Here is a 24,689-nt window from a genome sequence, read left to right as displayed (position 1 = left end):
GCGCCGTGACGGCGACCCTGTCCCACAACACTTTCGCCGGCGCCTATGTCGACCGGGCCGGCGAGCGGCGGGTGGACAAGGACTGGCAGCGCGACGCGCTGACCCGGCCGGGCACCGTCTTCGTGCCGGTGTGGCAGGGCCGCTGCCCCGCGGCCGAGGCCGACGGCCGCGCCTGGCTGCTTCGCTATACGGACCTTCCCCTGGAGCCCCGGCTCGAGGACCTGGTGTTCCTGGGCGTGTTCCGCGACGCCCCGGCGTTCGCGCTGGAAGTGGACGAGCCGGTGCTGCCGACCGGCGGCGGCGTGGAGTACCGGGACCTGCGCACCCTCGGCGGCATCCTGCCTCCGGACGAGGCCAGCCTGATGGCCCACGCCCGCGCCATGATCCTCTGGCACCAGGCCCAGCGGCACTGCGGCCACTGCGGGGCGGCCACCGAGCCCGATGCCGGCGGCTACGCGCGGATCTGCACGGGTCCGGAATGCGGCCGGCGCATCTTCCCGCGGGTGGACCCCGCCATCATCGTGCTGGTGGAAGCCGGCGAGCGCTGCCTGCTGGGCCGCCAGCCCACCTGGCCGGAAGGCCGTTACTCGACCATCGCCGGCTTCGTCGAGCCCGGCGAGAGCCTGGAGGAGGCCGTGCGCCGGGAGGTCTTCGAGGAGACCAACGTGCGGCTGGCCAAGGTGCGCTACGAGTCTTCCCAGCCGTGGCCCTTCCCCTCCGCGCTGATGCTGGGTTTCCGCGCCGTCGCGGAATCCGGCGACATCGTGCTGAACGACGGGGAACTGGAGGACGCCCGCTGGTTTTCCCGTCACGAGATCCGGGCGGGCTGGCCGAAGCTGCCACCGCGACTCTCCATCGCCCGCCGGCTGGTCGACGACTGGCTCGAGGAGGACGGCGGCAGCAACGTCGCCTGACATGTGTCTCATCGTCGCCGCCTGGCGCATGCACCCGGAGCTGCCACTGATCCTGGCGGGCAACCGGGACGAGTTCCACGCCCGTCCCGCCGAACCCGCCGACTGGTGGCCGGAGCAACCCGGGCTGCTGGCCGGCCGCGATCTCGAGGCCGGGGGCACCTGGCTCGGCGTGACCCGCAGCGGCCGTTTCGGCGTCGTCACCAACTACCGTGAAGGCTCTCCCCGGGGCGGCGAGGTCTCCCGCGGCCTGCTGCTCACCGACTGGCTGTGCGGTGACGAGCCGGCCGACGGGTTCGCGTCCCGACTGGAGCGCGAGGAGCAGCGCTACGCCGGCTTCAATCTCCTGTTCGGCGATGCGGCGACGCTGCGCTACCACACCAACCGCGAGGCGGTCAGCCGCGACCTGGAGCCGGGCATCCACGGCGTGAGCAATGCGCTGCTCGACACCCCCTGGCCGAAGCTGGTGGTCACCCGCGACCGCCTGACCACCCGGCTCGAGGCGGGGCGCACCGAACCCGACGACATCCTGGAGATACTGGCCGACACCCGACCCGCCGGCGAGGACGGCGAGGCGGACCCCGGGCTGGATCCGGCCGTCCGCCGGGTACTGTCCGCGCCGTTCATCCTCACGCCGACCTACGGCACCCGCTGCTCCACGGTGCTCGTGTTCCGTGCGGACGGCAGCGCCGAGTTCGTCGAGCGGCGTTTCGACCCCGACGGCGAGGCCACCGGCGAAACCCGGGTCAGCTTCCGGCTTGCGTGAAGCGCTCCTGCAGCCACGCCGAGATATCCGCGATCTCGGCGGGACAGACGGCGTGGGGCATGTCGTAAGTGTGCCACGCCAGCGGGTAGCCGGCCGCGGCAAGCGCCTCCCGGGTCTGTTCGCCCAGGGCAACCGGCACCATCGGGTCCTGGCGCCCGTGCGCGAGGAATATCGGCAGATCGCGGTTCGCCGGGCTGGCTTCCTGCGCCAGCGTTCCGCCGAGCGACATCCAGGTGGACAGGGCGATGAGGCCGGCGAGGCGCTCCGGGTAGCGCAGCGCGGCGTGGATGGCGACGGCGCCGCCCTGGGAGAAACCCGCCAGCACGATGCGCCCGGCCGGTACGCCGCGCTCCTTCTCCCGCTCGATCAGCTCCACGGTGGCCACGGCGCTCGCGCGGATGCCCTCCTCGTCCTGCCGCGCCCGGCGGTCGATGGCGACGATGTCGTACCAGGCGCGCATGCGCATGCCGGCATTGATGGTCACGGGCCGGATCGGCGCATGGGGGAAGACGAAGCGCAGGGCGAGGTCGTCGGGCAACCGGAGTTCCGGCACCACCGGCTCGAAGTCGTGGCCGTCGGCGCCGAGACCGTGCAGCCAGATCACGGAGCCCGTCGGCTGATCGCCGGTGCTGATCTCTGCCGTCTCCAGCATGTTTCCTCCCGTGCTGCGTGTGTCCGGTATCGGAAGATCGCAATGATGGTAATTGCCGCGATACCCGAGCGCGCAGGTTACCCGGAAAATAGTCCGTCGGCAGCCTTGACCCTGTATGCGCATTACGGTTTTAATATGCGCAATTTTATTCAGTTGCCGCCCGCCATGCCTGCCAGTGCCGAACAACAGATCGAGCGTCGCCGCGCCATCGCGGCCATCCTCCGCGAGCGCCCCGTCGCCACCCAGGGCGAACTGGTGCGCGTGCTGCACGAGCTCGGCTTCGACGCCACCCAGTCCAGCGTCTCCCGCGACCTGCGCATCCTCGGCGCGGCCAAGGAGGCCGAGGGTTACCGGCTGCGCGCGGCCGACCCCGCCGCGGCCGGCTCCGCCACCACCGGCGACGCCTTCGCCGAGGTGGCCGGTTTCGTCCGCGCCGTGAAGCGGGCCGGCGCCAACCTGGTGGTGGTGCAGACCGGCATCGGCGCCGCCCAGCGGGTGGCGGTGGCGCTGGACCGCAGCCGCTGGCCGGAGATCGTCGGCACGCTGTCCGGCGACGACACCATCTTCGTGGCCACGCCCGGCGCGGCGGCGAGCGCGCGACTGGAATCCCGACTCAACGACATCTTCGCGGAGCGAACCCCATGAATGCCCAGCCCACCTCTTCCGGCCAGGACTCTCCCATCCTGCTCGCCTACTCCGGCGGGCTGGACACCTCCTTCTGCGTGCCCTGGCTGAAGGAGAACTACGGCCGCCCGGTGATCACCGTCACGGTGGATACCGGCGGCATCGACGAGGACGCGCGGCGGGAACTGGCGGCGCGCTCCGAGGCCCTCGGTGCCGCGGAGCACCTCCTGATCGACGCCCGCCAGGCCTTCTTCGACCAGGTGCTGCGCTGGCTCATCGCCGGCAACGTGCGCCGGGGCGGGCTCTATCCGCTGTGCGTGGGCGCCGAGCGCGGCATCCAGGCGGCCCGCATGGCCGCGGCCGCCGCCGAGCACGGCGCCGATACGGTGGCCCACGGCTGCACCGCGGCCGGCAACGACCAGGTGCGCTTCGAGGTGGCGCTGCGCACGCTGAATCCGTCGCTGGAGGTGCTCGCGCCGGTGCGCGACAACAGCTGGGCGCGGCAGGATCAGCTCGCCTACCTGGAAGACCACGGCATGCCGGTGCCGAAGTCCGGTTCGGCCTACTCCATCAACCGGGGCCTGTGGGGCGTGACCATCGGCGGCCGCGAAACGCTGGATTCCCGCGGCTCCATCCCGGAGGAGGCCTGGGTGCTGTCGGCGGGCGCACTGGCGTCGGCCCGGGAGCCGGAGAGCCACCGCATCGGCTTCGAGCAGGGCCGCCCCGTCGCCATCGACGGCGAGACGCTGGAGCCGGTGGCGCTGATCGAGCAGCTGGAGACCCTGGGCGGCAGCTTCGCCATCGGCCGCGGCATCCACCTGGGCGACACCATCCTGGGCACCAAGGGGCGGGTGGCCTTCGAGGCGCCGGCCGCGGAGATCCTGCTGACCGCCCACCGGGAGCTCGAGAAGCTGGTGCTGAGCGGGCCCCAGCAGCGCATCAAGGATACGGTGGCCGCCGCCTACGGCGACTTCGTGCACGAGGGCCGCCAGCTCGATCCGGTCTGCCGGGACATCGAGGCGCTGCTCGCCTCGTCCCAGGCGCGGGTGACCGGCGAGGTGACGGTCCAGCTGCGGCCCGGCAGCGTCTTCGTGGAGGGCGTCACCTCGCCATATTCACTGATGGCCGCCAGCAAGGGCGTCTACGGCGAGGCGGCCGGCGAGTGGACGCCGGCGGACGCGCTCGGCCACGCCCGCATCCTGTCGCTCACCGGCATGCTGCAGACCCGCGCCGCCCGCCAGGCGGAGGACGGATGATGCGCAGCGTCGTCGTCGACAAGATCGCCTCGGTGGCCCAGCACCACGAGCTGGGCCGCGAGCTGCGCCTGTCGGAGGAGATCCCCTGCGAGGAGGGCGTGCTCGTCGCCGTGGAGGTGCTGAACAACAAGACCCGCTACAACACCATGGAGCTCACCAGCGGGCGCATGGCCACGGTGAAGCGCGGCGACGTCATCGTCGGCGCGCTCGGCCACCGCAAGGCGCTCCGGGGCTATTCGGGCCACCTGCCGAAGACCCTGGCCGCCGGCGACACCGTGCAGCTGCTGAACATCGGCGGCGTGCTCGGCATCTGCGACTCCGCGAACCCGGACGTCGGCCCGCCGTTCGACTGCCGGGTGCTCGGCACCGTGCTCACGTTCCCCTATCTCGGCGAGCGCATCGGCGTGCCCGCCCGGGTGGGCGAGTTCCCGCTGGACTACGAGGCGGGGCTCGACGTCCGCGGCGTGCCCGTCATCGCCCTGGCCGGCACCTGCATGGACTCCGGCAAGACGGCGGCGGCCTGCGCCATCGTCAGCCGGCTGCGCCACAACCGCCACCGGGTGGCGGCGGGCAAGGCCACCGGCGTGTCGCTGCGCCGGGACGTGCTGGCCATGGAGGACGCCGGCGCGGATAACGGCCTGCTGTTCATGGACTTCGGCGTCGTCACCACCAGCGCATCGAACGGGCCGGCGCTCACCCGCTCGCTGCTGAACAAGCTCGCGGAGGAGCGGCCGGACGCCATCGTGATGGAACTCGGCGACGGCATCCTCGGGCCCTACGGCGTGTCGGCCATCCTGAACGACCCGGCCCTGAAAGACGCCTTCACGGCGGTGGTGCTTTGCGCCAACGACCCGGTGGCGGCCTGGGGCGGCGTGAAACTGCTGCGCGAGACCCACGGCATCGAGCCGGTGGTGGTCACGGGCCCGGCCACGGATAACGCGGTGGGCATCGACATGATCGTCGAGGATCTCGGCGTGCAGGCGATCAACGCCCTGACCGACGGCGTGCGCCTCGGCGACCTGGTGGCAGGCCACGTCGGCCTCGGCGGAGAACGCCGGTGAGCGCCCGGGCGGACATGACCATCCCGGCCGCGACCATCCCGACGCTGGTACTCGGCGGCACCGGCTACGTGGCGGGCGAGTTCCTGCGCCTGCTCACCGGCCACCCGAACCTGACGCTGGCCGCGGCCGTCTCCGGCAGCCGCGCGGGCGAGCCGGTGGCGGCCACGTTCCCCCAGCTCGGCGCCGCCTACGGGGATGCCGCATTCGTCGGCCCGGACGCAGTGCCGGCGCTGCTGGGGCGGCACGAAGAGCTGGCGGTGTTCTCCGCGGCGCCCCACGGCGCCTCGGCGCCCATGCTGGCGCGACTGCTCGCCGATGCCGGCAGCGCGGGCAGCCGCCTGCGCATCGTGGACGCGTCGGCGGATTTCCGGTTCCCCGCCCGGGAGGCCTTCGAGGCAGTGTACGGCCAGGACCACGGCGCGCCGGAACTCTTCGATTCATTCCGCTGCGCGGTGCCCGAGCACCTGGCCGCGACCGACACCGAGCATGCGGCGCATCCCGGCTGCTTCGCCACCTCGGTACTGCTGGGTGCGGTGCCGCTGCTCGCCGCGGGCCTGATCCACCCCACCGTGTTCGTGGCCGGCATCACCGGCAGCACCGGTTCGGGCCGCAGCCCCACGGCGACCACCCACCACCCGGAACGCCACAGCAACCTGTTCGCCTACAAGCCGCTGGCGCACCGGCACGCGCCGGAGATCGCCGCGCTGTCCGAGGCGGCCAGCGGGGTCGCCGCGAATTTCAGCTTCATCCCCCACTCCGGACCGTTCGCCCGCGGCATCCACTCCACGCTGCAGGCGCCGCTGGCCGCGGGCGCCGACCGGGACGCACTCGCCGCCGCGCTGACCGATTACTACCGGGACGCGCCCTTCGTGCGCATCGTGGACGGCACACCCCGGGTGAAGGATGTGGCCGGCAGCAACTACGCCCACATCGGCGTGGCCGCAGACGGCTCTACGGCCGCCGTGTTCGTCGTCATCGACAACCTGCTGAAAGGCGCCGCCGGCGGTGCCATGCAATGGATGAACCGGCTGTGGTCGCTGCCGGAGACCGCGGGTCTCACGCAGCCGGCCCCCGGCTGGATATGAGGGCGCCCATGCATACGAATACGGATACGAATACGGACACGAACCCGGGCGCGAACCGCAGCGCCGCAGCCGTCGAGGCCGCCTGCACGCTGCCGGTATATCCCCATCTGCCCATCGAGCCGGTCAGCGCCCATGGCGTCTACCTGCGGACCGCGGACGGCCGCGAGATCCTGGATTTCTACGGCGGCCATGCCGTGACCGCGCTCGGCTACGACCACCCGGCGCTGATCTCCGCCATCGAGCGGCAGATGAAGACACTGCTGTTCCAGAGCAATATGTCGCCGCTCGCCGTGCGCGCGCGTGCCGCCGAGAAGCTGACCGCCTTCGCGCCGGATCACCTCACCCGCGCGCTGTTCGTGAACAGCGGGGCCGAGGCCAACGAGAACGCGCTCAGGATCGCCTGTCTCGCCACCGGGCGGCGCAAGGTGGTGGCCGTGGAACACGCCTTCCACGGCCGCAGCACCGCGGCGGCCGCCGTGACCTGGGGCAGCCGCAAACGCTGGTATGCGTTCCCCAACCTGCCGTTCGAGGTGGTCTTCGTGCCCCGCGACGACGCGGAGGCGGCGCGTCACGCCGTGGACGACGGCACCGCCGCCGTCATCGTCGAGCCCGTGCAGGGCGTGGCCGGCGCCTTCGACCTGGCGCCGGAGTTCCTGCGCGCGCTGGGCGACGCGGCCAAAGCCCACGGCGCGGTCTTCATCGCCGACGAGGTGCAATGCGGCACGGGCCGCTCCGGCCTGCCATTCGCCATCCAGCACGCGGGCGTCGCGGCGGACATCGTCACGGCCGCCAAGTCGCTCGGCGGCGGCTTCCCCTGCGGCGCGCTGCTCACCACCGAGGCGCTGGCGGCGGAACTGCGTGCCGGCGACCTGGGCACCACCTTCGGCGGCGGGCCGGTCGCCTCAGCCGCCATCGAGGCAGTGGTGGACACCATCACCGGCGAGGGGCTGATGGACAACGTGCGCGAACGCGAGGCGCAGATCCGCTCGACCTGCGTGACGGGTCCGGTGGCCGGCATCCAGGGCAAGGGGCTGCTGCTCGGGTTGCGTTGCACGGTGCCCGCAGCCCGGGTGCGCGACGCGCTGCTCGAGCGTGACATACTCACGGGGACCAGCGGCGATCCCGCCGTGCTGCGGCTGCTGCCGCCCTACGTGATCGACACCGGTCATGTCGAGCGCCTGGCGCAGGCGCTCGCCGACATCCGGCTCTCCCACGAATGAACGACCACTCCGGAACGACAACATGAAGACATTCAACGACCTCGCAGACCTCGAGCGCGAAGAGATCGCCGAGCTGATCACGCTGGCCGGACGGCTGGACGAGAAACCCGAGCCCCGGGCGCTGGAGGGCAAGGTGCTGTCGCTGCTGTTCCTCTCCCCCAGCCTGCGCACGCTGGCCTCCTTCCAGGCCGCCATGGTGCGTCTCGGCGGCGGCTCGTTCGTGATCTCGCCGGACATGTCCATCCACGGCCTGGAGACCCGCCACGGCATCGTGATGGACGGCTCGGCCGCGGAGCACATCAGCGAGGCCGTCCCGGTGATCGCCTCCTACGGTGACGCCATCGGCATCCGCGTCTTCGCCGAGCGGCGCAACCTCGAGGAGGACCTGGCCGAGAAGCAGTACCGGGAGCTCGAAGCCCTGATCGACACGCCGCTGATCAACATGGAATCGGCGGTGAATCACCCCTGCCAGAGCCTCGCCGACTGGAAGACGATGGACGATCTCGCCATCCCCGCCCGGGGCGGCAGATTCGTGCTGTCCTGGGCCTACCATCCGAAGGCGCTGCCGCTGGCGGTGCCGGCGGCCACCGTGCACATGGCGGCCGCCCGGGGCATGGACGTGACCGTGCTGCGGCCGGAAGGCTTCGAACTGCCCGAGCCGATCATGACGAAAGCGAAGTCCGCGGCCGAGGCCAGCGGCGGCTCCCTGCGCGAGACCGACGACCGCGCCGAGGCCATGGAGGGCGCCCACGTCATCTACGCGAAGTCCTGGTCGTCCACCCGCCACTACGGCGACCGCGTGGAAGACGAGAAGCTGCGGCGTGAGCACGTGGACTGGTGCGTGGACGAGCCCTGGTTCGCGAACGCCGCTGCCGACTGCCGCTTCATGCACTGCCTGCCCGTACGCCGCGGCGTCGTGGTGGCCGACCGCATCCTGGACGGCCCCCGCAGCGTGGTGATACAGGAAGCGCGCAACCGCATGCTGGCCCAGATGGCCGTGCTGCACCGGATGCTGGGAGGCGGAGCATGATCGGCAAGCGCGAACGGGCCATCGTCGTCTCGGCGCTGAAACACGCAGCGCCCTACATCCGGCTGTTCAAGAAGAAGGTCTTCGTGCTGAAGGCCGGCGGCGACGTCTTCGTCGACCCGGCCTCCACCCGGGCGCTGATGGAGCAGGTGGGCATCCTCTACCAGGTGGGCATCCGGGTGGTGCTCGTCCACGGCGGCGGCCCGCAGTCCACCGAGCTCGCCAAGGCGCTCGGCTTCGATCCGAAGTTCGTCGCCGGGCGCCGTGTCACCGACGCCGACTCGCTGAACGTCGCGGCCATGGTGCTGAACGGCCAGATCAACACCCGCATCCTGGCCGCCTGCCGGGACCTGCAGATCCCGGCCGTGGGCATCAGTGGCGTGGACGCAGGATTGATCCGCGCCCACCGTCGCCCGCCGGTCCAGGAAGGCGAGGAGTCCATCGATTACGGCTTCGTCGGCGACATCGACAGCGTCGACGCCGAGGTGCTGTCCAAACAACTGGATAACGGCCTCATGCCGGTGGTGAGCCCGCTGTCCGCCGACGCCGACGGCACGCTGCTGAACATTAACGCCGACACGGTGGCCGCCGCGATCGCGGCGGCGCTGGATGCGGAGAAGCTGATCCTCGCCACCGGCGCCCCCGGCATCCTGGCGGATGCGTCCGATCCGGGCTCGCTCATCTCCTACCTGGACCGCAAGGGACTCGAGAAGCTGCGGGCCGACGGCGCCCTGGCCGACGGCATGCTGCCGAAGGCGGCCGCCATCACCCAGGCCCTGGAGCACGGCGTGCAGCGCGTGCACGTGATCTCTCACAAGGTGGAGGACAGCCTGCTGCTGGAGGTCTTCACCAACGAGGGCACCGGCACGCTGGTGGTGAACGACATCGGGGCACTGACGCCGGAGGAGCAGCACCCTTCCCATCATGCCGGGGGCGAGGCTTGAGACGGCTCTGGGACAAGGGCGCGCCGCTGGATGAGCGGGTGCTGCGCTACACCGCCGGCGAGGACCACCGGCTCGACGAGCGGCTGGTCGCCTACGACGTCCGCGCCTCCGTCGCCCACGCGGAGATGCTGAACGCCTGCGGTCTGCTCGGCGACGACGACCTCGCCGCCATCCGCGACGGCCTCACCCGCCTGGGCGAGTCCCACGCCGCCGGCGAATGGCACATCGGGCTGGCGGACGAGGACGCCCACACCGCGCTCGAGCGCCGGCTCACCGATGCCATCGGCGAGGCCGGCGGCCGTGTGCATCTCGGCCGCTCGCGCAACGACCAGGTGCTGGCGGCGCTCAGGCTGTACCTGAAGGACGCGGCCGCCACGCTGGCGGCCGGCGCCGGGTCGCTGGCGGCGGCACTCGATCGCCTCGCCGAACGCCAGGGCGACGTCGAGCTGCCCGGCTACACCCACCTGCAGCAGGCCATGCCCAGCTCCGTCGCCCTGTGGGCCGGCGGGTTCGCGGCGGCGCTCAGGGACGACGCGGAGGGGCTCCGCGCCGCCGGCCGGCGCATCGACAGGAACCCCCTCGGCAGCGCGGCCGGCTACGGCACGCCCGGACTGCCGCTGGACCGGCAGAAGACGGCGGACGCGCTCGGCTTCGCCGCGGTGGAAGAACCGGTGACAGCGGTGCAGCTGTCCCGGGGCAAGGCGGAGAGCGGGCTTCTGTTCGAGATCACCCTGACCCTGCAGGACACGGCGCGGCTCGCCGCCGACCTGCTGCTGTTCTACACCCAGGAATTCTCCTACGTGAGCCTGCCGGAGGCGTTCACGACGGGTTCCTCCATCATGCCGCAGAAGCGCAACCCGGACGTGCTGGAGCTCGCCCGCGCCGCGCCCGCCACCGCCCAGGCCTGCCTGGACGAGTGCCTGATGGTCACGGCCAAGCTCACTTCGGGTTACCATCGCGACCTGCAGCGCCTGAAGCCGCCGCTGTTCCGCGGCATCGATCTCGCCGACGACACGCTGGTGATCATGGCCGCGCTGCTCGACGGCGTGGGCTTCCGGCCGGAGAACGTCCGGCTGGACCCCGGCGTGCATGCGGCGGGCGAGGCGAACCGGCTGGTCACGGAGGAAGGCATCCCGTTCCGCGAGGCCTACCGGCGCGTCGCCCGGAAACTTTCAGAACACTGAGGACCTTCCGGTCAGTAACTCCGGGCCCGGCCCGGCAAGGGTAGCGACATGATCTGGTTCGGCGGACGCCGCCCTCCGCTGGAGGAAGTACAGAAACTCCAGCAAGGCACCATTAACGAACACATCGGCGTGCAGGTCTCCGAGATCGGCGACGATTACCTCTGCGGCACCATGCCCGTGGACGAGCGCACCCGCCAGCCCTACGGCGTACTGCACGGCGGCGCCACCGTGGTGCTCGCGGAGACCCTCGGCAGCATCTCGGCCGCGCTCAGCGTGGACCCGGCCCGCTACCGCTGCATGGGCCTGGAGGTGAACGCGAACCACCTGCGCGCCGTGCGCGAAGGCATCGTCACCGGCACGGCGCGCCCGTTCCACCAGGGCCGCACCACTCAGGTCTGGGGCATCGAGGTAACCGACGAGCAAGGCCGGCGCACGGCCGTGTGCCGCATCACCATGGCGGTGCTCGACCTGCAGGCACGGGCGGAGGCCCGGGGATGACGGGCGCGCGGCTGCGCCGGCCCGTCCGGCTCGCGGTGACCCTGGCCACGCTGGCCGCGGCGGGCGGCGGCTTCGTCGGCTGCGGACAGAAGGGTCCTCTCTACCTGCCGGGGGAGAGCCCGCAGCAGGTCGAACCGGGCATCCCCACGGGCGGGGCCGGCCCGGGCGCGACGGAAGAAGAACCGGAAGAAGACGCTGCCGCGGAACGATGAGAGGGCGACGATGACCGAACGCGAGAAGCTGGTGCTGGTCGACGGGTCCTCGTATCTCTATCGCGCCTTCCACGCCCTGCCACCGCTGACCACCGCCGCCGGCGAACCCACCGGCGCCGTGCTCGGCGTACTGAACATGCTGAACAAGCTGGTGCGCGAGGAAGAGCCCCAGCACATCGCCGTGGTATTCGACGCGCCGGGCAAGACCTTCCGCGACGAAATGTTCGAGGAGTACAAGGCCAACCGCCCGCCCATGCCCGACGAGCTGCGCTCCCAGGTGCTGCCCCTGCTGGAGGCCGTGGAGGCCATGGGCCTGCCGCTGCTGCGCATCGACGGCGTGGAGGCCGACGACGTCATCGGCACGCTCTCCCGGCGGGCGCTCGACCGCGGCATGGAGGTGCTGATCTCCACCGGCGACAAGGACATGGCCCAGCTCGTCAGCGAGGGCATCAGGCTGGTGAACACCATGACCGACACCCGGCTGGACCGGGACGGGGTCAAGGAAAAATACGATGTCTGGCCCGAGCAGATCGTCGACTGGATCGCGCTGGTGGGCGACACCTCGGACAACATTCCGGGGGTGCCCCGGGTGGGCGCCAAGACGGCCGCGAAGTGGCTGAACCAGTACGGCAGCGTCGACGAGATCGTCGCCGATGCGGACAGCATCAAGGGCAAGGTGGGCGAGAGCCTCCGCGAACACCTGGAGGAACTGGAACTCTCCCGCCGGCTGGCCACCATCCGCGACGATGTGGAACTGGACGTCGAGCCCGACGGACTGGCGCCGGGCGAGCCGGACGTGGAGCACCTGCGCGGTCTCTACCAGCGGCTCGAGCTGCGCACGCTGCTGCGCCAGCTGGACGAGGCCTTCGGCGCGCCGGCGCCGGCCGCCGACAAGCCGGGCACGGACTACGAGCTGGTCACCGACGAAGAGGCCCTCGAGCGCTGGCTGCAGCGCATCGACGCGGCGGAACTGACGGCACTCGACACCGAGACCGACAGCCTGAACTACATGGCCGCCCGGCTGGTCGGCATCTCGCTCTCCGTGGAGCCGGGCGCGGCCGCCTACATCCCGGTAGGTCACGACTACGCCGGCGCGCCGGAACAGCTGGACCGCGAACGGGTGCTGGAGCGCCTGCGTCCCTGGCTGGAGGACGACTCGAAGCCCAAGGTGGGCCACCACCTCAAGTACGACGCCCACGTCTTCCGCCGCTACGGCATCCGCCTGGCCGGCATGCGCTACGACTCCATGCTGGAGTCCTACGTGCTGAACAGCACTGCCACCCGCCACGACATGGGTTCCACCGCGCGCCACTACCTCGGCCTGGAGACCATCCCCTACGAGCAGGTGGCCGGCAAGGGCGCGAAGCAGATCACCTTCGACCAGGTCGCCCTGGAGGAGGCGCTGCCCTACGCGGCCGAGGACGCCGACGTCACCCTGCAGCTGCATCTGCGACTGTGGGGTGAGCTCGCCGAGACCGGCCGCCTGCGGGAGGTCTACGAGGAGATCGAGCAGCCGCTGGTGCCGGTGCTGACCGAGATGGAGGAGACCGGCGTGCTGCTCGACTGCGAGCTGCTCAGGACCCAGAGCCGGGAACTCGCGGCGAAGATGCGCGCCGCCGAGGAAAAGGCCCACGAGATTGCCGGCGGCCCGTTCAACCTGGGCTCGCCCAAGCAGCTGCAGGAGATCCTGTTCGAACGCCAGCAGCTGCCGGTGATCCGGAAGACGCCGAAGGGCCAGCCCTCCACCGCCGAGGACGTGCTGCAGGAGCTGGCCGCCGACTACGAGCTGCCGGAGGTGATCCTCGAATACCGCGGCCTGTCCAAGCTGAAGAGCACCTACACCGACAAGCTGCCGGAGCTGGTCGGCCGGGACGGGCGGATCCACACCTCCTATCACCAGGCGGTGGCGGCCACCGGCCGGCTGTCCTCCTCCGACCCGAACCTGCAGAACATCCCCATCCGCACGCCGGAGGGCCGGCGCATCCGCCAGGCCTTCGTGGCGCCGGACGGCTATCGCATCCTCGCCGCGGACTACTCCCAGATCGAGCTCAGAATCATGGCCCACCTCTCCGGCGACGAGGGCCTGCTCGCGGCCTTCGCCGACGACGAGGACATCCACCGGGCGACGGCGGCCGAGGTCTTCGATACGGCGCTCGACGCCGTCACCGGCGAGCAGCGCCGCTCCGCCAAGGCCATCAATTTCGGCCTCATCTACGGCATGTCGGCCTTCGGCCTCGCCCGCCAGCTCGGCATCCCCCGGGCCGACGCCCAGGCCTACGTGGACCGCTATTTCGAACGCTACCCCGGCGTGCGGGCCTACATGGACACGACCCGGGAACAGGCCCACGAGAAGGGCTACGTGGAGACGGTCATGGGCCGGCGCCTCTACCTTCCGGAGATCAACTCCCGCAACGTGCAGCGCCGCCAGTACGCGGAGAGGAGCGCCATCAACGCGCCGATGCAGGGCACGGCCGCCGACATCATCAAGCGCGCCATGATCGACGTGCACCACTGGCTCGCCGAGGAGGCCGTTGATGCCCGCGTCATCATGCAGGTGCACGACGAGCTGGTGCTGGAGGTGGCGGCAGCCGAGACCGACGCGGTGGCCGCCGGGCTGGTCGAGCGCATGAGCCGGGCGGCGGAACTCGCCGTGCCGCTGAAGGTGGACACCGGTGTCGGCGCCAACTGGGACGAGGCGCACTGACCGGACCGGCTGTCCGGCCGATTCCCGCATCCGGCCGGGAACTCACCCCGTCGATCCCCGTCAAACGATACCGAGTGGCCCCCAATCCACTCACCCGCTGACCTCCCTCGGCGGGACTGCAACACGGTCACCCCAAGCCTGTTGCACACGTGGCCCCGGCGCGTATCCCCTGTTTCAGACGCGCCGGGGCTTTTTTTATGGCGCTTCCGGCTCCGGCTGCGCCCCTTCCACCGCCTCCGGGCTCCGCGCCAGCATGGCTTCCAGACGCTGCCGCGCCTCCGCCACGCCTTCCCGCTTCAGCGCCGAGAAGAGCTGCGCCGTGGCGGCTCCGTCCAGTTCCTTGCGCACCTTCGCCAGCTCCGAGGCGGCCTGGCCGCGCTTTAGCTTGTCCGCCTTGGTCAGCAGCACGTGCACGGGCACCTCGATCCCCTCGGCGAGATCCAGCATCTGCCAGTCGAAGTCGGTGAGCCGCCGGCGGATGTCCACGATCAGGAACAGCCCGGTCAGGCTCCGGCGTCCGGCGAAATACGCACTCATCAGCCCGCGCCAGTGGCGCTGCATGGAGGCCGACACCCGGGCGAAACCGTAGCCGGGCAGGTCGACGAGGCGGGCCTCCTCCCACAGTTCGAAGAAGTTCACGAGCTGGGTGCGGCCGGGGGTCTTGCTGGTGTGCGCGAACTGCCGGCGGTTCACTATCGTGTTGATCGCGCTGGATTTCCCGGCGTTGGACCGGCCGGCAAAGGCCACCTCGCGGCCGCTGTCCGGCAGGAACTGGGAGGGGTTGTGGGCGCTGGCGAGAAAGCGGGCGGCAGGGTATTGCGACATGGGCGTACAGACCCTTCGGCAGGCGCCTTTTCATGTATAATTCGGGGTTTGCGCGAGTCTATCACGCTCCCTGTGCGGGCTGGGCCGGACCGGCCGCCGCCCCAAAGCTGAATTCGAGATCCGGATGCAGCCCGGCGTCCGGCCGAGACTGGATCACTGCAACGGTTGGAATGGTTGGAACTGAATGATGCCTGAGACTTTGCTGCCGACTTTTCTGCGGAATTTCCTGCGACCGGCCTGCCTCGCTACCCTCCTGCTGCTCGGCACCGGTGCCGCCGCCGAGAGCCTCATCGACGGGTCGGCCGAGGCCGGCAAATCCAAGTCCACCACCTGCGCCGCCTGCCACGGGGCCGACGGCGTCAGCGTGAACCCGGAATGGCCCAATCTGGCGGGGCAGAACGCGCGCTACGTCTACGAGCAGCTGCTGGCGTTCCAGAACGGCGACCGCCAGAACGTGCTCATGTCCAGCCAGGCCATGGGCCTGTCCGACCAGGACATGAAGGACCTGGGCGTGTACTTCGAGGCCCAGGACCTGCCGCCCCGCGCGATCGCGAATCCGGACCTCGTGACCATGGGCGAACGCCTGTACCGGGGCGGCGACCAGGAAGCCGGCATCTCGGCCTGCATCGCCTGTCACGGTCCACGGGGGTTCGGCAATCCGGCAGCCGCCTATCCCAAGCTCCGCGGCCAGCACGCCACCTACACCGCATCCACGCTCAAGGCCTACCGCTCGGGCGAGCGCAAATCGGGCATGAACAAGGTCATGAACAACATCGCCGAGCGTCTGAACGACGAGCAGATCGAGGCACTCGCCTCCTACGTCCAGGGCCTGAAGTAAGGCGCTGAACTCGGCCGGCGCGCGCCGGTCGAACAGCGGACGGACACCCCTAACAGACACGACCATTGCCCACGACCATGGCCAGAGACAGAAGGGACATCATGAAGCCGAGACTCCTCCTACTGCCCCTGACACTCGCCACGCTCGCCCTCGCCGCCTGCGGCCAGGACGGCGAGGCGCCCGCGCCGGACACGGCGGACACCCGCCCCGCGGCGGAAGAAACGGCTCCCGCCCCCGAGGCGGCCGTGGCCGAGTCCGCGCCCCAGGAAGAAGCGCAGCCGGTGCTGGAATCGGCCGGCGAAACCGCCGAGGAGGCGCCGGCGGACGACCGCGCGCTCCGGCTCGCCGGCAGCGGCGGCAACAAGGAACAGAGCGAGACCCGGTTCACCGAAGGCCGCCACTACACCCGTCTGATGCCCGCCCAGCCGACGGTGACCGGCGGCGACAAGATCGAGGTGGCCGAGGTGTTCTGGTACGGCTGCGGCCACTGCGCCACCTTCGACCCGATCATCGAGGGCTGGGCGGAGGACATCCCCGCCGACGTGGTCTTCGTGCGCATCCCGGCCGTCTGGAACCGCACGCTGCAGACCCACGCGCGCGCCTTCTACACCGCCGAGGTGCTCGCCCGCACCGGAGCGCTGGAAGACTGGACGGCCCTGCACAAGGCGTTCTTCACCGAGTATCACGGCAACGGCAACACGCTGGCCACCGAGGGTCGCCTCAAGGAGTTCTTCGCCCGCTTCGGCGTGGACGAGGAGAGCTTCGACAAGGCCTGGAACTCCTTCGAGGTGGATCAGAAGCTGCGCCGCGCCGCCGACCTGAACCGCCGCTACGGCATCACCGGGGTGCCGGCCATCGTGGTGAACGGCAAATACCGTACCGGCGGCCAGGAAGCCGGCGGCTACGACACGCTGCTGGACGTGATCGACGAGCTGGTGGCCACCGAGCGCACCTGATCGTCCAATTTGATCGCCCAGTCGCCCCGTCGTTGCGAAGCGTCGTCACGCGACATCATCACCGGGAATGCCCCGCCGGCCCTGCGCCGGGCCGGCGGGGATGAAGACCGCTGCCGCTCGGACCGAGTTGCAGCGGTTTTTTTGTTTTGAGAGTGTGCGGGAGGCCGACCGGCACAGAACGGGGCGCGCGACGCCCGCAGAAGGAGAGACTATGGACGCGCTTGCATTCAGCCTGAAGACCGCCGACGGCAAGGAACGGACCATCGAATTCCCGCTGCATCCCGAGACCGGCGACCCGGCAGCCGTCGGCGATATGCTGGAGGCGCTGCTCGAGACGCTCAGCGAATACGTGACCGCCGATACGCCGGTGAGCAACGGCGACGTGGTGCAGGCGCTGGCCATGGTCACCTCCATCCGCCTCGGCATGCTGCCGGTGCCGATGGAGAGCGCCCGGGCCCTGTTCGACAGCCTGCTGGAGCAGGCGTCCGCGGCGGAGCAGCAATGGCACGCCGGCGCCGGCGGCCGGGCCTGAACGCCTCCGGGGACCGCGGCGCGATGCCTGCCGGCCGCACGGCTCGCCGCCCGGCACCGGCCCCCGTCCGTGGCCGGGTGCTCGTCGCCTTCCTCGCTGTCCTGCTCGCCGCCGCGCTGGCCACTCCGACGGCCTCGGCGGAGACGGCGGAGGCCCGTTTCGAGGCCCTGGCCGCCCGCTATCTCGACGAGATGCCGGCGCTCTCGCCGGTCACGGCCACCCGTCTCGGCGATCATCGCTTCGACGGCGAGCTGGACCACATCACACCGGAGGCCCGCGCCGCCGAGGCCGCGTTCTATCGCGGCGTGCTGGAGGAACTGGCGGCCATCGACCGGGACGGACTCTCCCGGGCGGCACGGGTGGATGCCGGCCTGCTGGAGCACGAGGCCCGCTATGCGATCTGGCGGCTGGAGGAGCTCCGCGACTGGGCCTGGGATCCCCTCGTCTACACCGGGCTCGCGGGCAGTGCGATCTACGCCCTCATGGCGCGCGAGTTCGCGCCGCTCGAGGAGCGGCTGGCGGATGCCACCCGCCGGCTCGAGGCCATGCCCCGGTTCCTGGCCGAGGTGCGCGTCACGCTGGAGCCCTCCCGCGTGCCGCCCGTGCACGCCGAGACCGCCGTCGCCCAGAACCGGGGCGTGCTGACGGTCATCAACGCCATGGTGCTGCCGGCCGCCGACGCGCTGGACGCCGATGCGCGCCGGCGGCTGGAGGCGGCGGTGGACACCGCCCGGGCCGCCATCGGCGAACACCAGGTCTGGCTCGAGGAAACGCTGCTGCCGGCGGCCGCCGGCGACTTCCGGCTGGGCCGGGAGCTGTTCGAGCGCAAGCTCGCCTTCGCCCTGGATTCGCCTCTCGGCCGTGCCGAGGTCCGCGAACGGGCGGAGCGCGAATACCAGCGCGTGCGGGGCGAGATGTACGAGGTGGCCAGGACGGTCTACGCCGAGCGCTACCCCTACACCCAGTTCCCCGACGCGCCGACGGAGCACTTCAAGCAGGCCGTGATCCGCTCCGCCCTGGAGGTGGCCTACGACGCGCTGCCCGAACGGGGCGAGATCGTCGAGGTGGTGAAGCGCCAGCTCGCGCAGACCACCGCTTTCGTGCGCGAGAAGAACCTCGTGCGGGTGCCCGAGGAGCCCATCGAGATCATCGTCATGCCCGAGTTCCAGCGCGGCGTCGCCGTGGCCTACCTGGATCCGCCCGGGCCCCTCGACAAGGGCCAGAAGACCTTCTATGCCGTGGCGCCCCTGCCGGACGACTGGACGGAGGAACAGGTGGAGTCCTTCCTGCGGGAATACAACCTGTATTCGCTGCAGGACCTCACCATCCACGAGGCCATGCCCGGGCATTACCTGCAGCTGGCCCACGCCAACGAATACCCCTCCGTGCTGCGCTCCGTGCTCTCGTCGGGCCCGTTCATCGAGGGCTGGGCGGTGTATGCCGAGCGGCTGATGATCGAGGAGGGCTACCTCGACGGCGATCCGCTGATGCGGCTCATCAACCTGAAGTGGTATCTGCGGGCCGTGGTCAACGCCATCCTGGACCAGGCCATCCACGTGGACGGCATGACCCGGGACGAGGCCATGCGCCTGATGGTCGAGGGCGCCTTCCAGGAAGAGAGCGAGGCCGCCGGCAAGTGGACCCGGGCGCGGCTCACCTCCGCCCAGCTGTCCACTTATTTCGTGGGCTACCAGGAGCATGCCGACCTGCGCCGGGAGGTGGAGGCGCGCCAGGGCGAGGACTTCAGCCTGCGCCGCTACCACGACAGGCTGCTGTCGTTCGGCTCGCCGCCCGGACGCTACGTGCGGGCGCTGATGCTGGACGAGCCGATTCCCGCGCCGGTTGCGGGGCCCGTTGCCGGACCCATGCCGGGACCGCCGCCGGCCGGCACGCCCTGACGGCCCGGCCACCGCGCCGGCCGGACACGTTCACGCGAGCACGATCAGGAAGAAAGCGGCCAGGCAGAGCGTCTCGGCGACCACCAGGCCGATGGCCTTCGGGCCGACGGCGGCGAGGTCCTTCAGCGAGGTCTTCATGCCCAGCGCCGCGATGGCGGTGACCAGACAGCCCCGCGAAAGGCCGATGAGCCAGTCCCGCGCGCCCTCCGGCACCAGCCCGTAACTGCCGACGACCACCAGCACCACGAATACGATCAGGAACACCGGCAGGGTGGAGCGCAGCGTGCCGCCGGCGCTCCCGGTACGGCGGTGGGTCGCGGCCAGGATCAGGAATACCACCGGCACCAGCATGGAGACCCGCAGCAGCTTGGTGAAGGTGGCCACGTCGCCCGCCTCCTGGGACACCATGTAGCCCGCGCCCACCACCTGGGCCACGTCGTGGATGGTGCCACCCAGGAAGATGCCGGCGGCCGTATCGTCCATGGCGAAGGAGGAGACGATGATCGGATACACGATCATCGCGATGGTGCTGAGACCCGTGACGGCGACGACGGTGAACACGGTGTCCCGTTCCAGCCGGGCATGCTTCGGCAGCACGGCGGAGATGGCGAGCGCCGCCGAAGCCCCGCAGATGGCCGTCGCGCCCGCGGTCAGCATGCCGAAGGACCTGGGCATGCGCAGCAGCATCGCCAGCGCGAGTCCGATGCCGATCGTGCCGGCCACGCCGGCGACTACCAGCACCAGCGGCAGCGTGCCGAGCGCCGCGATGTCGTCGAAGGTGATGCGCAGCCCCAGCAGTGCCACGCCGATCCTGAGCACGCGTTTCGACGAGAACTCGATGCCCGCGGCCGTCCGCGTCCCCGGTTCGGAGAGGAAATTGAACGCGATCCCGAGCAGCAGCGCGAGCAGCATGACCGGTCCGCCGTAGTGCTCGGCGACGAACTGGGCCGCCATGGCGACGGTGACGGCGAGGGCCAGCCCGGGCAGGATGCCGCGGGCGGTGTCGACGAATCGCGAGGCGGTGGGCTCGGCCGGCATGGTGCCGGGGAGCCTACGGCCACCCGCGCGCGGAAGCAACCGATTGCGGTCGACCCCCTGCGCCATATTGAGTTTTCGCAATACCCGTCCCCCGCAGAGGGGCATAGAATGAAGTCGGGTGTGAGTACGGGCTGGCGCAGCTGCGGGGACGACGAACGCACCCGGCAGCCTCGACGCCGGCCGCGGAAAGCAGAATGCGGAAGGAACCGAAGAGGCAGAGAACAATGGCAAACACGAACACCGAGTTCGAGAAAGAACTGGACCAGCTACGTTCGGACATGGCCGACCTGCGCAAGGACATGGCAGCGCTGGTCAAGACCATGAAGGAGGCCGGCGTCAGCGAGGGCCAGCACCTCTACGAAGAGGCGGCCGAACGGGCAAAGCACGCCCGCGACGAGGCCCGCAAACGGGCCACGGACGCCTACGGCGCCATCGAGAAGGAGGTGGAGGAGCGCCCTTTGACGAGCGTCCTCACCGCTTTCGGCACCGGCTTCGTCATGGGGCTGATTCTGGACCGCAGACACTGAGCGGCGCCCTCGTGGAAGGACTCCACAGGCTGGCCGACCGCATCGCGGTGCGCTTCCAGACCTGGTGGCAGCACCAGGCCGTGGCCGCCGTGCTGCTGGTGGCCTGCGCCGTGATCGCGCTGGCCGCGATCGGCTTCGCCGTCATGTCCGGCTACCTGGCTCTGAGCGTCGCCATGCCCGCGTGGGCGGCGGCGCTGGTCACTGCCGGCAGCCTGCTGGTGCTGGCCCTGATCGCGGGACTGGTCGCGAACAGCTACGCGCGGCAGCCGCTGCGCCAGCGCGACGGTCCCCGGTCGCGGCAGTCCCATGGTCGACAGCCCGAGACCCCGCCGGTGGAACTCGCGACCCGCATGGGCCGCAGCCTCGGCGAGAATCTCAGCCGGCGCGGCGTGCGCTCCACCGATGTGGTGATCGCCGCCCTGGTGGCGGGCATCGCGCTGGGCGTGGCGCCTGCGCTGCGTGAGCGCTTCGGCAGCCCGGACGACGACGACGAGAGGCGGCCGGAACGGCGGCGGCGCTGACGGCCGCATGACCGGCGGCGCAACACAACCCGCGCGGTGGACGACCGTGTTCGGGGCCGTGTTGGTCGCGGCCCTGGCGGTGCTGCTCGTGTGGCCGGGCTCGCCGGTCTTCCTGGTCGCGTTCTCGGCCATCCTGGCGGCATTGCTGCTGGACGGGCTGGCCTACCTGCTGATGCGGCTCGTGCCGGTGCCCGCCACGCTCGCCCGGCTGATGGTGGTCGCACTGCTGGGGCTCGCCGTCCTGACCTTCTTCCTCCTCGCCGGTCCGCGCTTCAGCGAGCAGGCCTCCGAACTGGCCGACCGGCTGCCCGGCGCCATCGATCAGGTTCGCGATGCGGTCTCCCATCCGCCGCTGCAGACGCCGATCGAGAACCTCGATCCCGGCGCCCTCGCGCCCAGCGGCAAGGACATCGTGGCGGGCATCACCGGCGTCTTCTCCACCGTCTTCACCCTGGCCGCGAACATCGCCGCCATCCTGATCATCGGCCTGTACCTGGCCCTGCAGCCCCGCATCTACGTCCGCGGCGTGCTGCATCTCGTGCCGGAGGACAGCCGGGAGCGGGCGCGGGAGATCCTGTTCTCGCTGGGCCATGCCCTGCGCTGGTGGCTGGTGGGGCGGTTCGCCTCGATGGCAGGGGTGGGGCTGCTGACCACGCTGGGGCTGTGGCTCATCGACATGCCGCTGGCGCTGGTGCTCGGCGTCATCGCCGGGCTGTTCTCGTTCGTCCCCTACATCGGGCCCATCGCCTCCATCGTTCCCGCCCTCCTGATCGCACTCACCATCTCCCTGCCCATGGCGCTGTGGGTCACGCTGGTCTACATCGCCGTCCAGGTCATCGAGGGCAACTTCCTGACGCCGCTGATCCAGCGGCGCGCCGTCTCGCTGCCACCTGCGGTACTCTTGCTGGCACAGTTCGCGCTGGGGCTGTTCTACGGCCTGTTCGGGGTGCTGCTGGCCACGCCGCTCGCCATCGTGGTGATCGTGCTGGTGCAGATGCTCTGGGTGCAGGGCGTCGTCGGCGAGCCGATCCGGGTGCTCGGCGACCACAGCCCGCCCGCGCGCTGACGATATCGCAGCAAGAGGAAGACGTTCATGGGGAGACGCGCCGGGCTCCGCGCCGCACTCGCGCTCTGGCTGGCGGCGAGTGCCGCGCCCGCGGCCGAGGTCATGGGCATGGGCAACGGCAATGAGGACGGCGTGCCGCCGGTCACCACCTCGGACTGGCAGGAGGCCGTGGTCAGCGTCACCGACCTCGACCGCACCGCCCGCTTCTTCCTGGAGATCGGCGGCTACGAGGTGAAATGGCGCGGGGTCCTCGGCGCGGACGCCATCGCCGCCTGGGGCCTGCCGGAGACGGCGGCCGGGGAGGCGATGCTCATCGGGCCGCCGGGCTACGACAGCGGCCTCGTCCGGCTGGTGCGCTTCGACAACGCCGGGCCCGGGGTGCCGATGCGGCCCGGGTCCCGCGCCTGGGACACCGGCTGCTACTTCAGCCTCATGGTCCGCATGAAGGACATGGAGGCCGTCTACGCGGACGCCATCCGCCTCGGCTGGTGGACGGAAACCCCGATCACCTATCTCGAGTGGGGCGCGTCGAAACTGAACGTGGTCATCTATCGGGGTCCGGACGGGGTCCAGGTGCAGGGCTACGAGCGCCTGGCGCCGCCGCTGCCGGAGGCCATCCCGGAGTTCCGGCGCATGACCGGTCCGTTCAATATGATGCAGATGGTGCGCGACCGGGACGCCGCATACCGCTTCTTCACGGAGGTTCTCGGCTTCGCCACCTTCTTCAACGGGCCGCCCTACGTCGCCGAGGAGCCCACGCCGATGCCGCTGGGCATCCCGGTGAACCTGACGACGGAGATCTCCTACAGGGCCGCGATAGTCTTTCCCACGCCGGGCGAATTCGGCCGCATGGAGATGATCGAGATCATGGGGCTGGACGGCCGGGATTACGCCGACCGCTGCCATGCGCCCAACCTCGGCATCCTGGCCGTGCGCTTCCCGGTGGAGGACGTCGACTCGGCGCTGGCGACGATCGAGGCCCGGGGATGGACGATCGCCGCGCCGATCCGGAAACTAGCGCTGGAACCCCGGGGCGCCGTGCGTCTGTTCGACGTGAAGACGCCGGACGGCGCTATCGTCCAGTTCTTCGACAGGGCGCCGGAATAGCGGTCACGACGCCTCGGCGCGCACACCCGGGCAGTAGGAGGGAGACCGGACCATGACCCTGATACGAACCATCATCGCCACGCTGTTTCTGCTGCTGCTCGCCGACGCAGCCCTGGCCCACGAAGCGGAAGGCTTCGCGGGCGGCTTCGTCAGCGGCCTTCTGCATCCGCTGTTCGGCTGGGATCACGTCGTCGCCATGGTTGCCGTCGGCCTGTGGGGCGCGTTCCTGGGCGTGCCGGCCATCTGGCTGCTGCCGGTGGTATTCCCGCTGGTGATGGCCGTCGGCGGCGCGGGGGGCGTGGCGGGCATGCCCTTGCCCGCCGTGGAAGCGGGCATCGCGGCGTCGGCCCTCGTGCTGGGCGCCATGGTGGCCCTGGCCGCCCGGCCGCCGCTCTGGGCCGCCGCCGTCATCGTCGGCGTCTTCGCCGTATTCCACGGCCACGCCCACGGCACCGAGCTGCCGCACGCGGCCAGCCCGCTGGCCTACAGTGCCGGCTTCGTCATCTCGACCGGCCTGCTGCATCTCTCCGGCATCGCCCTCGGCCTCGCCGCGCGCTGGCGCGCCGGCCGCATCGCCATCCGGGCCGGCGGCGGAGCGATCGCGCTCGCGGGTGTGGGCTTCCTGACCGGCGTGCTGTGATACCGAAGGCCGCCCTCCTCCTCGCAGCGGCTCTGGGCGTGCTGCCGGCCACGGCCCATGCCCACAGCCCCGTCGAGGGGATGAACGAGTTCTATAACGGCGTGCTGCATCCGCTGCTGGTGCCGGCCCACGTACTGCTCATACTCGCCACCGGCCTGTTCCTGGGGCAGCGGGGGCCGCGGGAGAACCGGCTCGCCCTGCCCGCGTTCTTCCTGGCCGCCGCGGCGGGACTGGCCCTGGCCGGATCCGGCATGGCTCCCGATACCGTCCGGGGGTTATTGCTGGCCGGCACGATGGCCATCGGGCTGCTGATTGCCGTCGGCCGCAGGGCGCCGCTGCCGCTCTATCCGGCCGCGGGCGCCTTCGCGGGCTTCTTCCTCGGCCTCGACTCCGCGCCCGAGGCGCTGGAGAGCCGGGAGCGGCTACTGGCGCTGGTCGGCACGGGGGTCGGCCTCAACCTGTGGCTGATCTATGCCTGCGGAATCGCCGATTTCTTCAGCAAGAAGCCCTGGCAGCGCATCGGGCTGAGGATCCTGGGCTCGTGGGTGGCGGCCAGCTCCCTGCTGGTGCTGGCACTGACCGCCTCGTCCCGCTGAC

General features: G+C 70.7%; 26 protein-coding genes. 23 read left to right on the top strand and 3 right to left on the bottom strand.

The window, feature by feature from the left end; translation table 11 throughout:
- The first annotated feature begins 5 nt into the window (after nucleotides 1-5).
- Together nudC and ACJMK0_RS03990 are read left to right on the top strand one after the other, a co-directional pair.
- Entirely contained in the window at nucleotides 6-914 is a 909-nt protein-coding gene (gene nudC, locus ACJMK0_RS03995) for an NAD(+) diphosphatase (protein WP_405235729.1), read from the top strand.
- A gap of 1 nt (nucleotide 915) precedes the next feature.
- On the top strand, nucleotides 916-1,677 hold the full coding sequence (locus tag ACJMK0_RS03990; protein WP_405235727.1) for an NRDE family protein: 762 nt from the start codon (nucleotides 916-918) through the stop codon (nucleotides 1,675-1,677).
- Here ACJMK0_RS03990 and ACJMK0_RS03985 read toward each other — a convergent pair.
- Nucleotides 1,658-2,329 (bottom strand): alpha/beta hydrolase, encoded by a 672-nt coding sequence (locus ACJMK0_RS03985; RefSeq protein WP_405235725.1) that lies wholly within the window; start codon nucleotides 2,327-2,329, stop codon nucleotides 1,658-1,660. The genes ACJMK0_RS03990 and ACJMK0_RS03985 overlap by 20 nt on opposite strands.
- Nucleotides 2,330-2,494: 165 nt before the next feature.
- On the opposite strand from ACJMK0_RS03985, the gene ACJMK0_RS03980 reads away from it, so the two are divergent.
- The 11 genes from ACJMK0_RS03980 to polA are packed head-to-tail and all read left to right on the top strand — an operon-like array spanning nucleotide 2,495 to nucleotide 14,144.
- A complete protein-coding gene (locus ACJMK0_RS03980; protein ID WP_405235723.1) occupies nucleotides 2,495-2,974 on the top strand; it encodes an arginine repressor in 480 nt (159 codons plus the stop codon).
- Nucleotides 2,971-4,209, top strand: a complete 1,239-nt coding sequence (gene argG / locus ACJMK0_RS03975) for an argininosuccinate synthase (RefSeq protein WP_405235721.1) — start codon at nucleotides 2,971-2,973, stop codon at nucleotides 4,207-4,209. Before ACJMK0_RS03980 ends, argG begins: the two co-directional genes overlap by 4 nt.
- Nucleotides 4,206-5,270: a hypothetical protein gene (locus tag ACJMK0_RS03970; protein ID WP_405235719.1), complete on the top strand. Its 1,065-nt coding sequence runs from the start codon at nucleotides 4,206-4,208 to the stop codon at nucleotides 5,268-5,270. Before argG ends, ACJMK0_RS03970 begins: the two co-directional genes overlap by 4 nt.
- Complete coding sequence (gene argC, locus ACJMK0_RS03965; RefSeq protein ID WP_405235717.1) at nucleotides 5,267-6,355, top strand: N-acetyl-gamma-glutamyl-phosphate reductase; 1,089 nt, start codon at nucleotides 5,267-5,269, stop codon at nucleotides 6,353-6,355. The genes ACJMK0_RS03970 and argC overlap by 4 nt, the downstream gene beginning before the upstream one ends.
- Before the next feature lie 8 nt (nucleotides 6,356-6,363).
- Nucleotides 6,364-7,575, top strand: coding sequence for an aspartate aminotransferase family protein (locus ACJMK0_RS03960; protein ID WP_405235715.1), 1,212 nt, complete (start codon nucleotides 6,364-6,366; stop codon nucleotides 7,573-7,575).
- A gap of 22 nt (nucleotides 7,576-7,597) precedes the next feature.
- Complete coding sequence (locus ACJMK0_RS03955; RefSeq protein ID WP_405235713.1) at nucleotides 7,598-8,605, top strand: N-acetylornithine carbamoyltransferase; 1,008 nt, start codon at nucleotides 7,598-7,600, stop codon at nucleotides 8,603-8,605.
- Nucleotides 8,602-9,546: an acetylglutamate kinase gene (gene argB / locus ACJMK0_RS03950; protein WP_405224777.1), complete on the top strand. Its 945-nt coding sequence runs from the start codon at nucleotides 8,602-8,604 to the stop codon at nucleotides 9,544-9,546. The genes ACJMK0_RS03955 and argB overlap by 4 nt, the downstream gene beginning before the upstream one ends.
- Nucleotides 9,543-10,730, top strand: coding sequence for an argininosuccinate lyase (argH, locus tag ACJMK0_RS03945; RefSeq protein WP_405235711.1), 1,188 nt, complete (start codon nucleotides 9,543-9,545; stop codon nucleotides 10,728-10,730). The genes argB and argH overlap by 4 nt, the downstream gene beginning before the upstream one ends.
- Before the next feature lie 48 nt (nucleotides 10,731-10,778).
- Nucleotides 10,779-11,228 (top strand): hotdog fold thioesterase, encoded by a 450-nt coding sequence (locus tag ACJMK0_RS03940; protein ID WP_405235709.1) that lies wholly within the window; start codon nucleotides 10,779-10,781, stop codon nucleotides 11,226-11,228.
- Nucleotides 11,225-11,440: an LPS translocon maturation chaperone LptM gene (gene lptM, locus ACJMK0_RS03935; protein WP_405235707.1), complete on the top strand. Its 216-nt coding sequence runs from the start codon at nucleotides 11,225-11,227 to the stop codon at nucleotides 11,438-11,440. The genes ACJMK0_RS03940 and lptM overlap by 4 nt, the downstream gene beginning before the upstream one ends.
- A gap of 10 nt (nucleotides 11,441-11,450) precedes the next feature.
- On the top strand, nucleotides 11,451-14,144 hold the full coding sequence (gene polA, locus ACJMK0_RS03930; protein WP_405235705.1) for a DNA polymerase I: 2,694 nt from the start codon (nucleotides 11,451-11,453) through the stop codon (nucleotides 14,142-14,144).
- 195 nt (nucleotides 14,145-14,339) lie between these two features.
- Here the strand turns inward: polA and yihA are convergent, their stop codons facing one another.
- Nucleotides 14,340-14,969 (bottom strand): ribosome biogenesis GTP-binding protein YihA/YsxC, encoded by a 630-nt coding sequence (yihA, locus tag ACJMK0_RS03925; protein ID WP_405235702.1) that lies wholly within the window; start codon nucleotides 14,967-14,969, stop codon nucleotides 14,340-14,342.
- Between the two features lie 184 nt (nucleotides 14,970-15,153).
- On the opposite strand from yihA, the gene ACJMK0_RS03920 reads away from it, so the two are divergent.
- The 4 genes from ACJMK0_RS03920 (at nucleotide 15,154) to ACJMK0_RS03905 (ending at nucleotide 19,193) form a co-directional block, all read left to right on the top strand.
- The gene (locus tag ACJMK0_RS03920) at nucleotides 15,154-15,807 is read left to right on the top strand and encodes a c-type cytochrome (RefSeq protein ID WP_405235700.1); all 654 of its coding nucleotides are present in this window, start codon (nucleotides 15,154-15,156) and stop codon (nucleotides 15,805-15,807) included.
- A gap of 101 nt (nucleotides 15,808-15,908) precedes the next feature.
- A complete protein-coding gene (locus tag ACJMK0_RS03915) occupies nucleotides 15,909-16,763 on the top strand; it encodes a thiol:disulfide interchange protein DsbA/DsbL (protein WP_405235698.1) in 855 nt (284 codons plus the stop codon).
- A 211-nt stretch (nucleotides 16,764-16,974) separates the two neighbouring features.
- Nucleotides 16,975-17,295, top strand: coding sequence for a hypothetical protein (locus ACJMK0_RS03910; protein WP_405224803.1), 321 nt, complete (start codon nucleotides 16,975-16,977; stop codon nucleotides 17,293-17,295).
- A 23-nt stretch (nucleotides 17,296-17,318) separates the two neighbouring features.
- Entirely contained in the window at nucleotides 17,319-19,193 is a 1,875-nt protein-coding gene (locus ACJMK0_RS03905; RefSeq protein WP_405237888.1) for a DUF885 domain-containing protein, read from the top strand.
- A gap of 30 nt (nucleotides 19,194-19,223) precedes the next feature.
- Here the strand turns inward: ACJMK0_RS03905 and ACJMK0_RS03900 are convergent, their stop codons facing one another.
- The gene (locus ACJMK0_RS03900; protein WP_405235697.1) at nucleotides 19,224-20,231 is read right to left on the bottom strand and encodes a YeiH family protein; all 1,008 of its coding nucleotides are present in this window, start codon (nucleotides 20,229-20,231) and stop codon (nucleotides 19,224-19,226) included.
- A gap of 224 nt (nucleotides 20,232-20,455) precedes the next feature.
- On the opposite strand from ACJMK0_RS03900, the gene ACJMK0_RS03895 reads away from it, so the two are divergent.
- Genes ACJMK0_RS03895 through ACJMK0_RS03870 form a run of 6 tightly spaced genes read left to right on the top strand, consistent with a single transcriptional unit; the run spans nucleotide 20,456 to nucleotide 24,688 of the window.
- Entirely contained in the window at nucleotides 20,456-20,758 is a 303-nt protein-coding gene (locus tag ACJMK0_RS03895; protein WP_405235695.1) for a DUF883 family protein, read from the top strand.
- A gap of 11 nt (nucleotides 20,759-20,769) precedes the next feature.
- The gene (locus tag ACJMK0_RS03890) at nucleotides 20,770-21,279 is read left to right on the top strand and encodes a phage holin family protein (protein WP_405235693.1); all 510 of its coding nucleotides are present in this window, start codon (nucleotides 20,770-20,772) and stop codon (nucleotides 21,277-21,279) included.
- A 7-nt stretch (nucleotides 21,280-21,286) separates the two neighbouring features.
- Nucleotides 21,287-22,345: an AI-2E family transporter gene (locus ACJMK0_RS03885; RefSeq protein ID WP_405235691.1), complete on the top strand. Its 1,059-nt coding sequence runs from the start codon at nucleotides 21,287-21,289 to the stop codon at nucleotides 22,343-22,345.
- A gap of 27 nt (nucleotides 22,346-22,372) precedes the next feature.
- A complete protein-coding gene (locus tag ACJMK0_RS03880) occupies nucleotides 22,373-23,452 on the top strand; it encodes a VOC family protein (RefSeq protein ID WP_405235689.1) in 1,080 nt (359 codons plus the stop codon).
- A 52-nt stretch (nucleotides 23,453-23,504) separates the two neighbouring features.
- Nucleotides 23,505-24,092: a HupE/UreJ family protein gene (locus tag ACJMK0_RS03875; protein WP_405235687.1), complete on the top strand. Its 588-nt coding sequence runs from the start codon at nucleotides 23,505-23,507 to the stop codon at nucleotides 24,090-24,092.
- 38 nt (nucleotides 24,093-24,130) lie between these two features.
- Nucleotides 24,131-24,688 carry a HupE/UreJ family protein gene (locus tag ACJMK0_RS03870; protein ID WP_405235685.1) on the top strand — a complete coding sequence of 186 codons (558 nt, stop codon included), beginning with the start codon at nucleotides 24,131-24,133 and terminating at the stop codon, nucleotides 24,686-24,688.
- Nucleotide 24,689: the final 1 nt, after the last annotated feature.

Source organism: Lentisalinibacter orientalis (assembly GCF_040706535.1).
Taxonomy (GTDB): Bacteria; Pseudomonadota; Gammaproteobacteria; order Steroidobacterales; family Woeseiaceae; genus Lentisalinibacter; species Lentisalinibacter orientalis.
The sequence above is the reverse complement of the archived record's forward strand: the minus strand, read 5'-3'. Positions and strand labels throughout refer to the sequence as shown.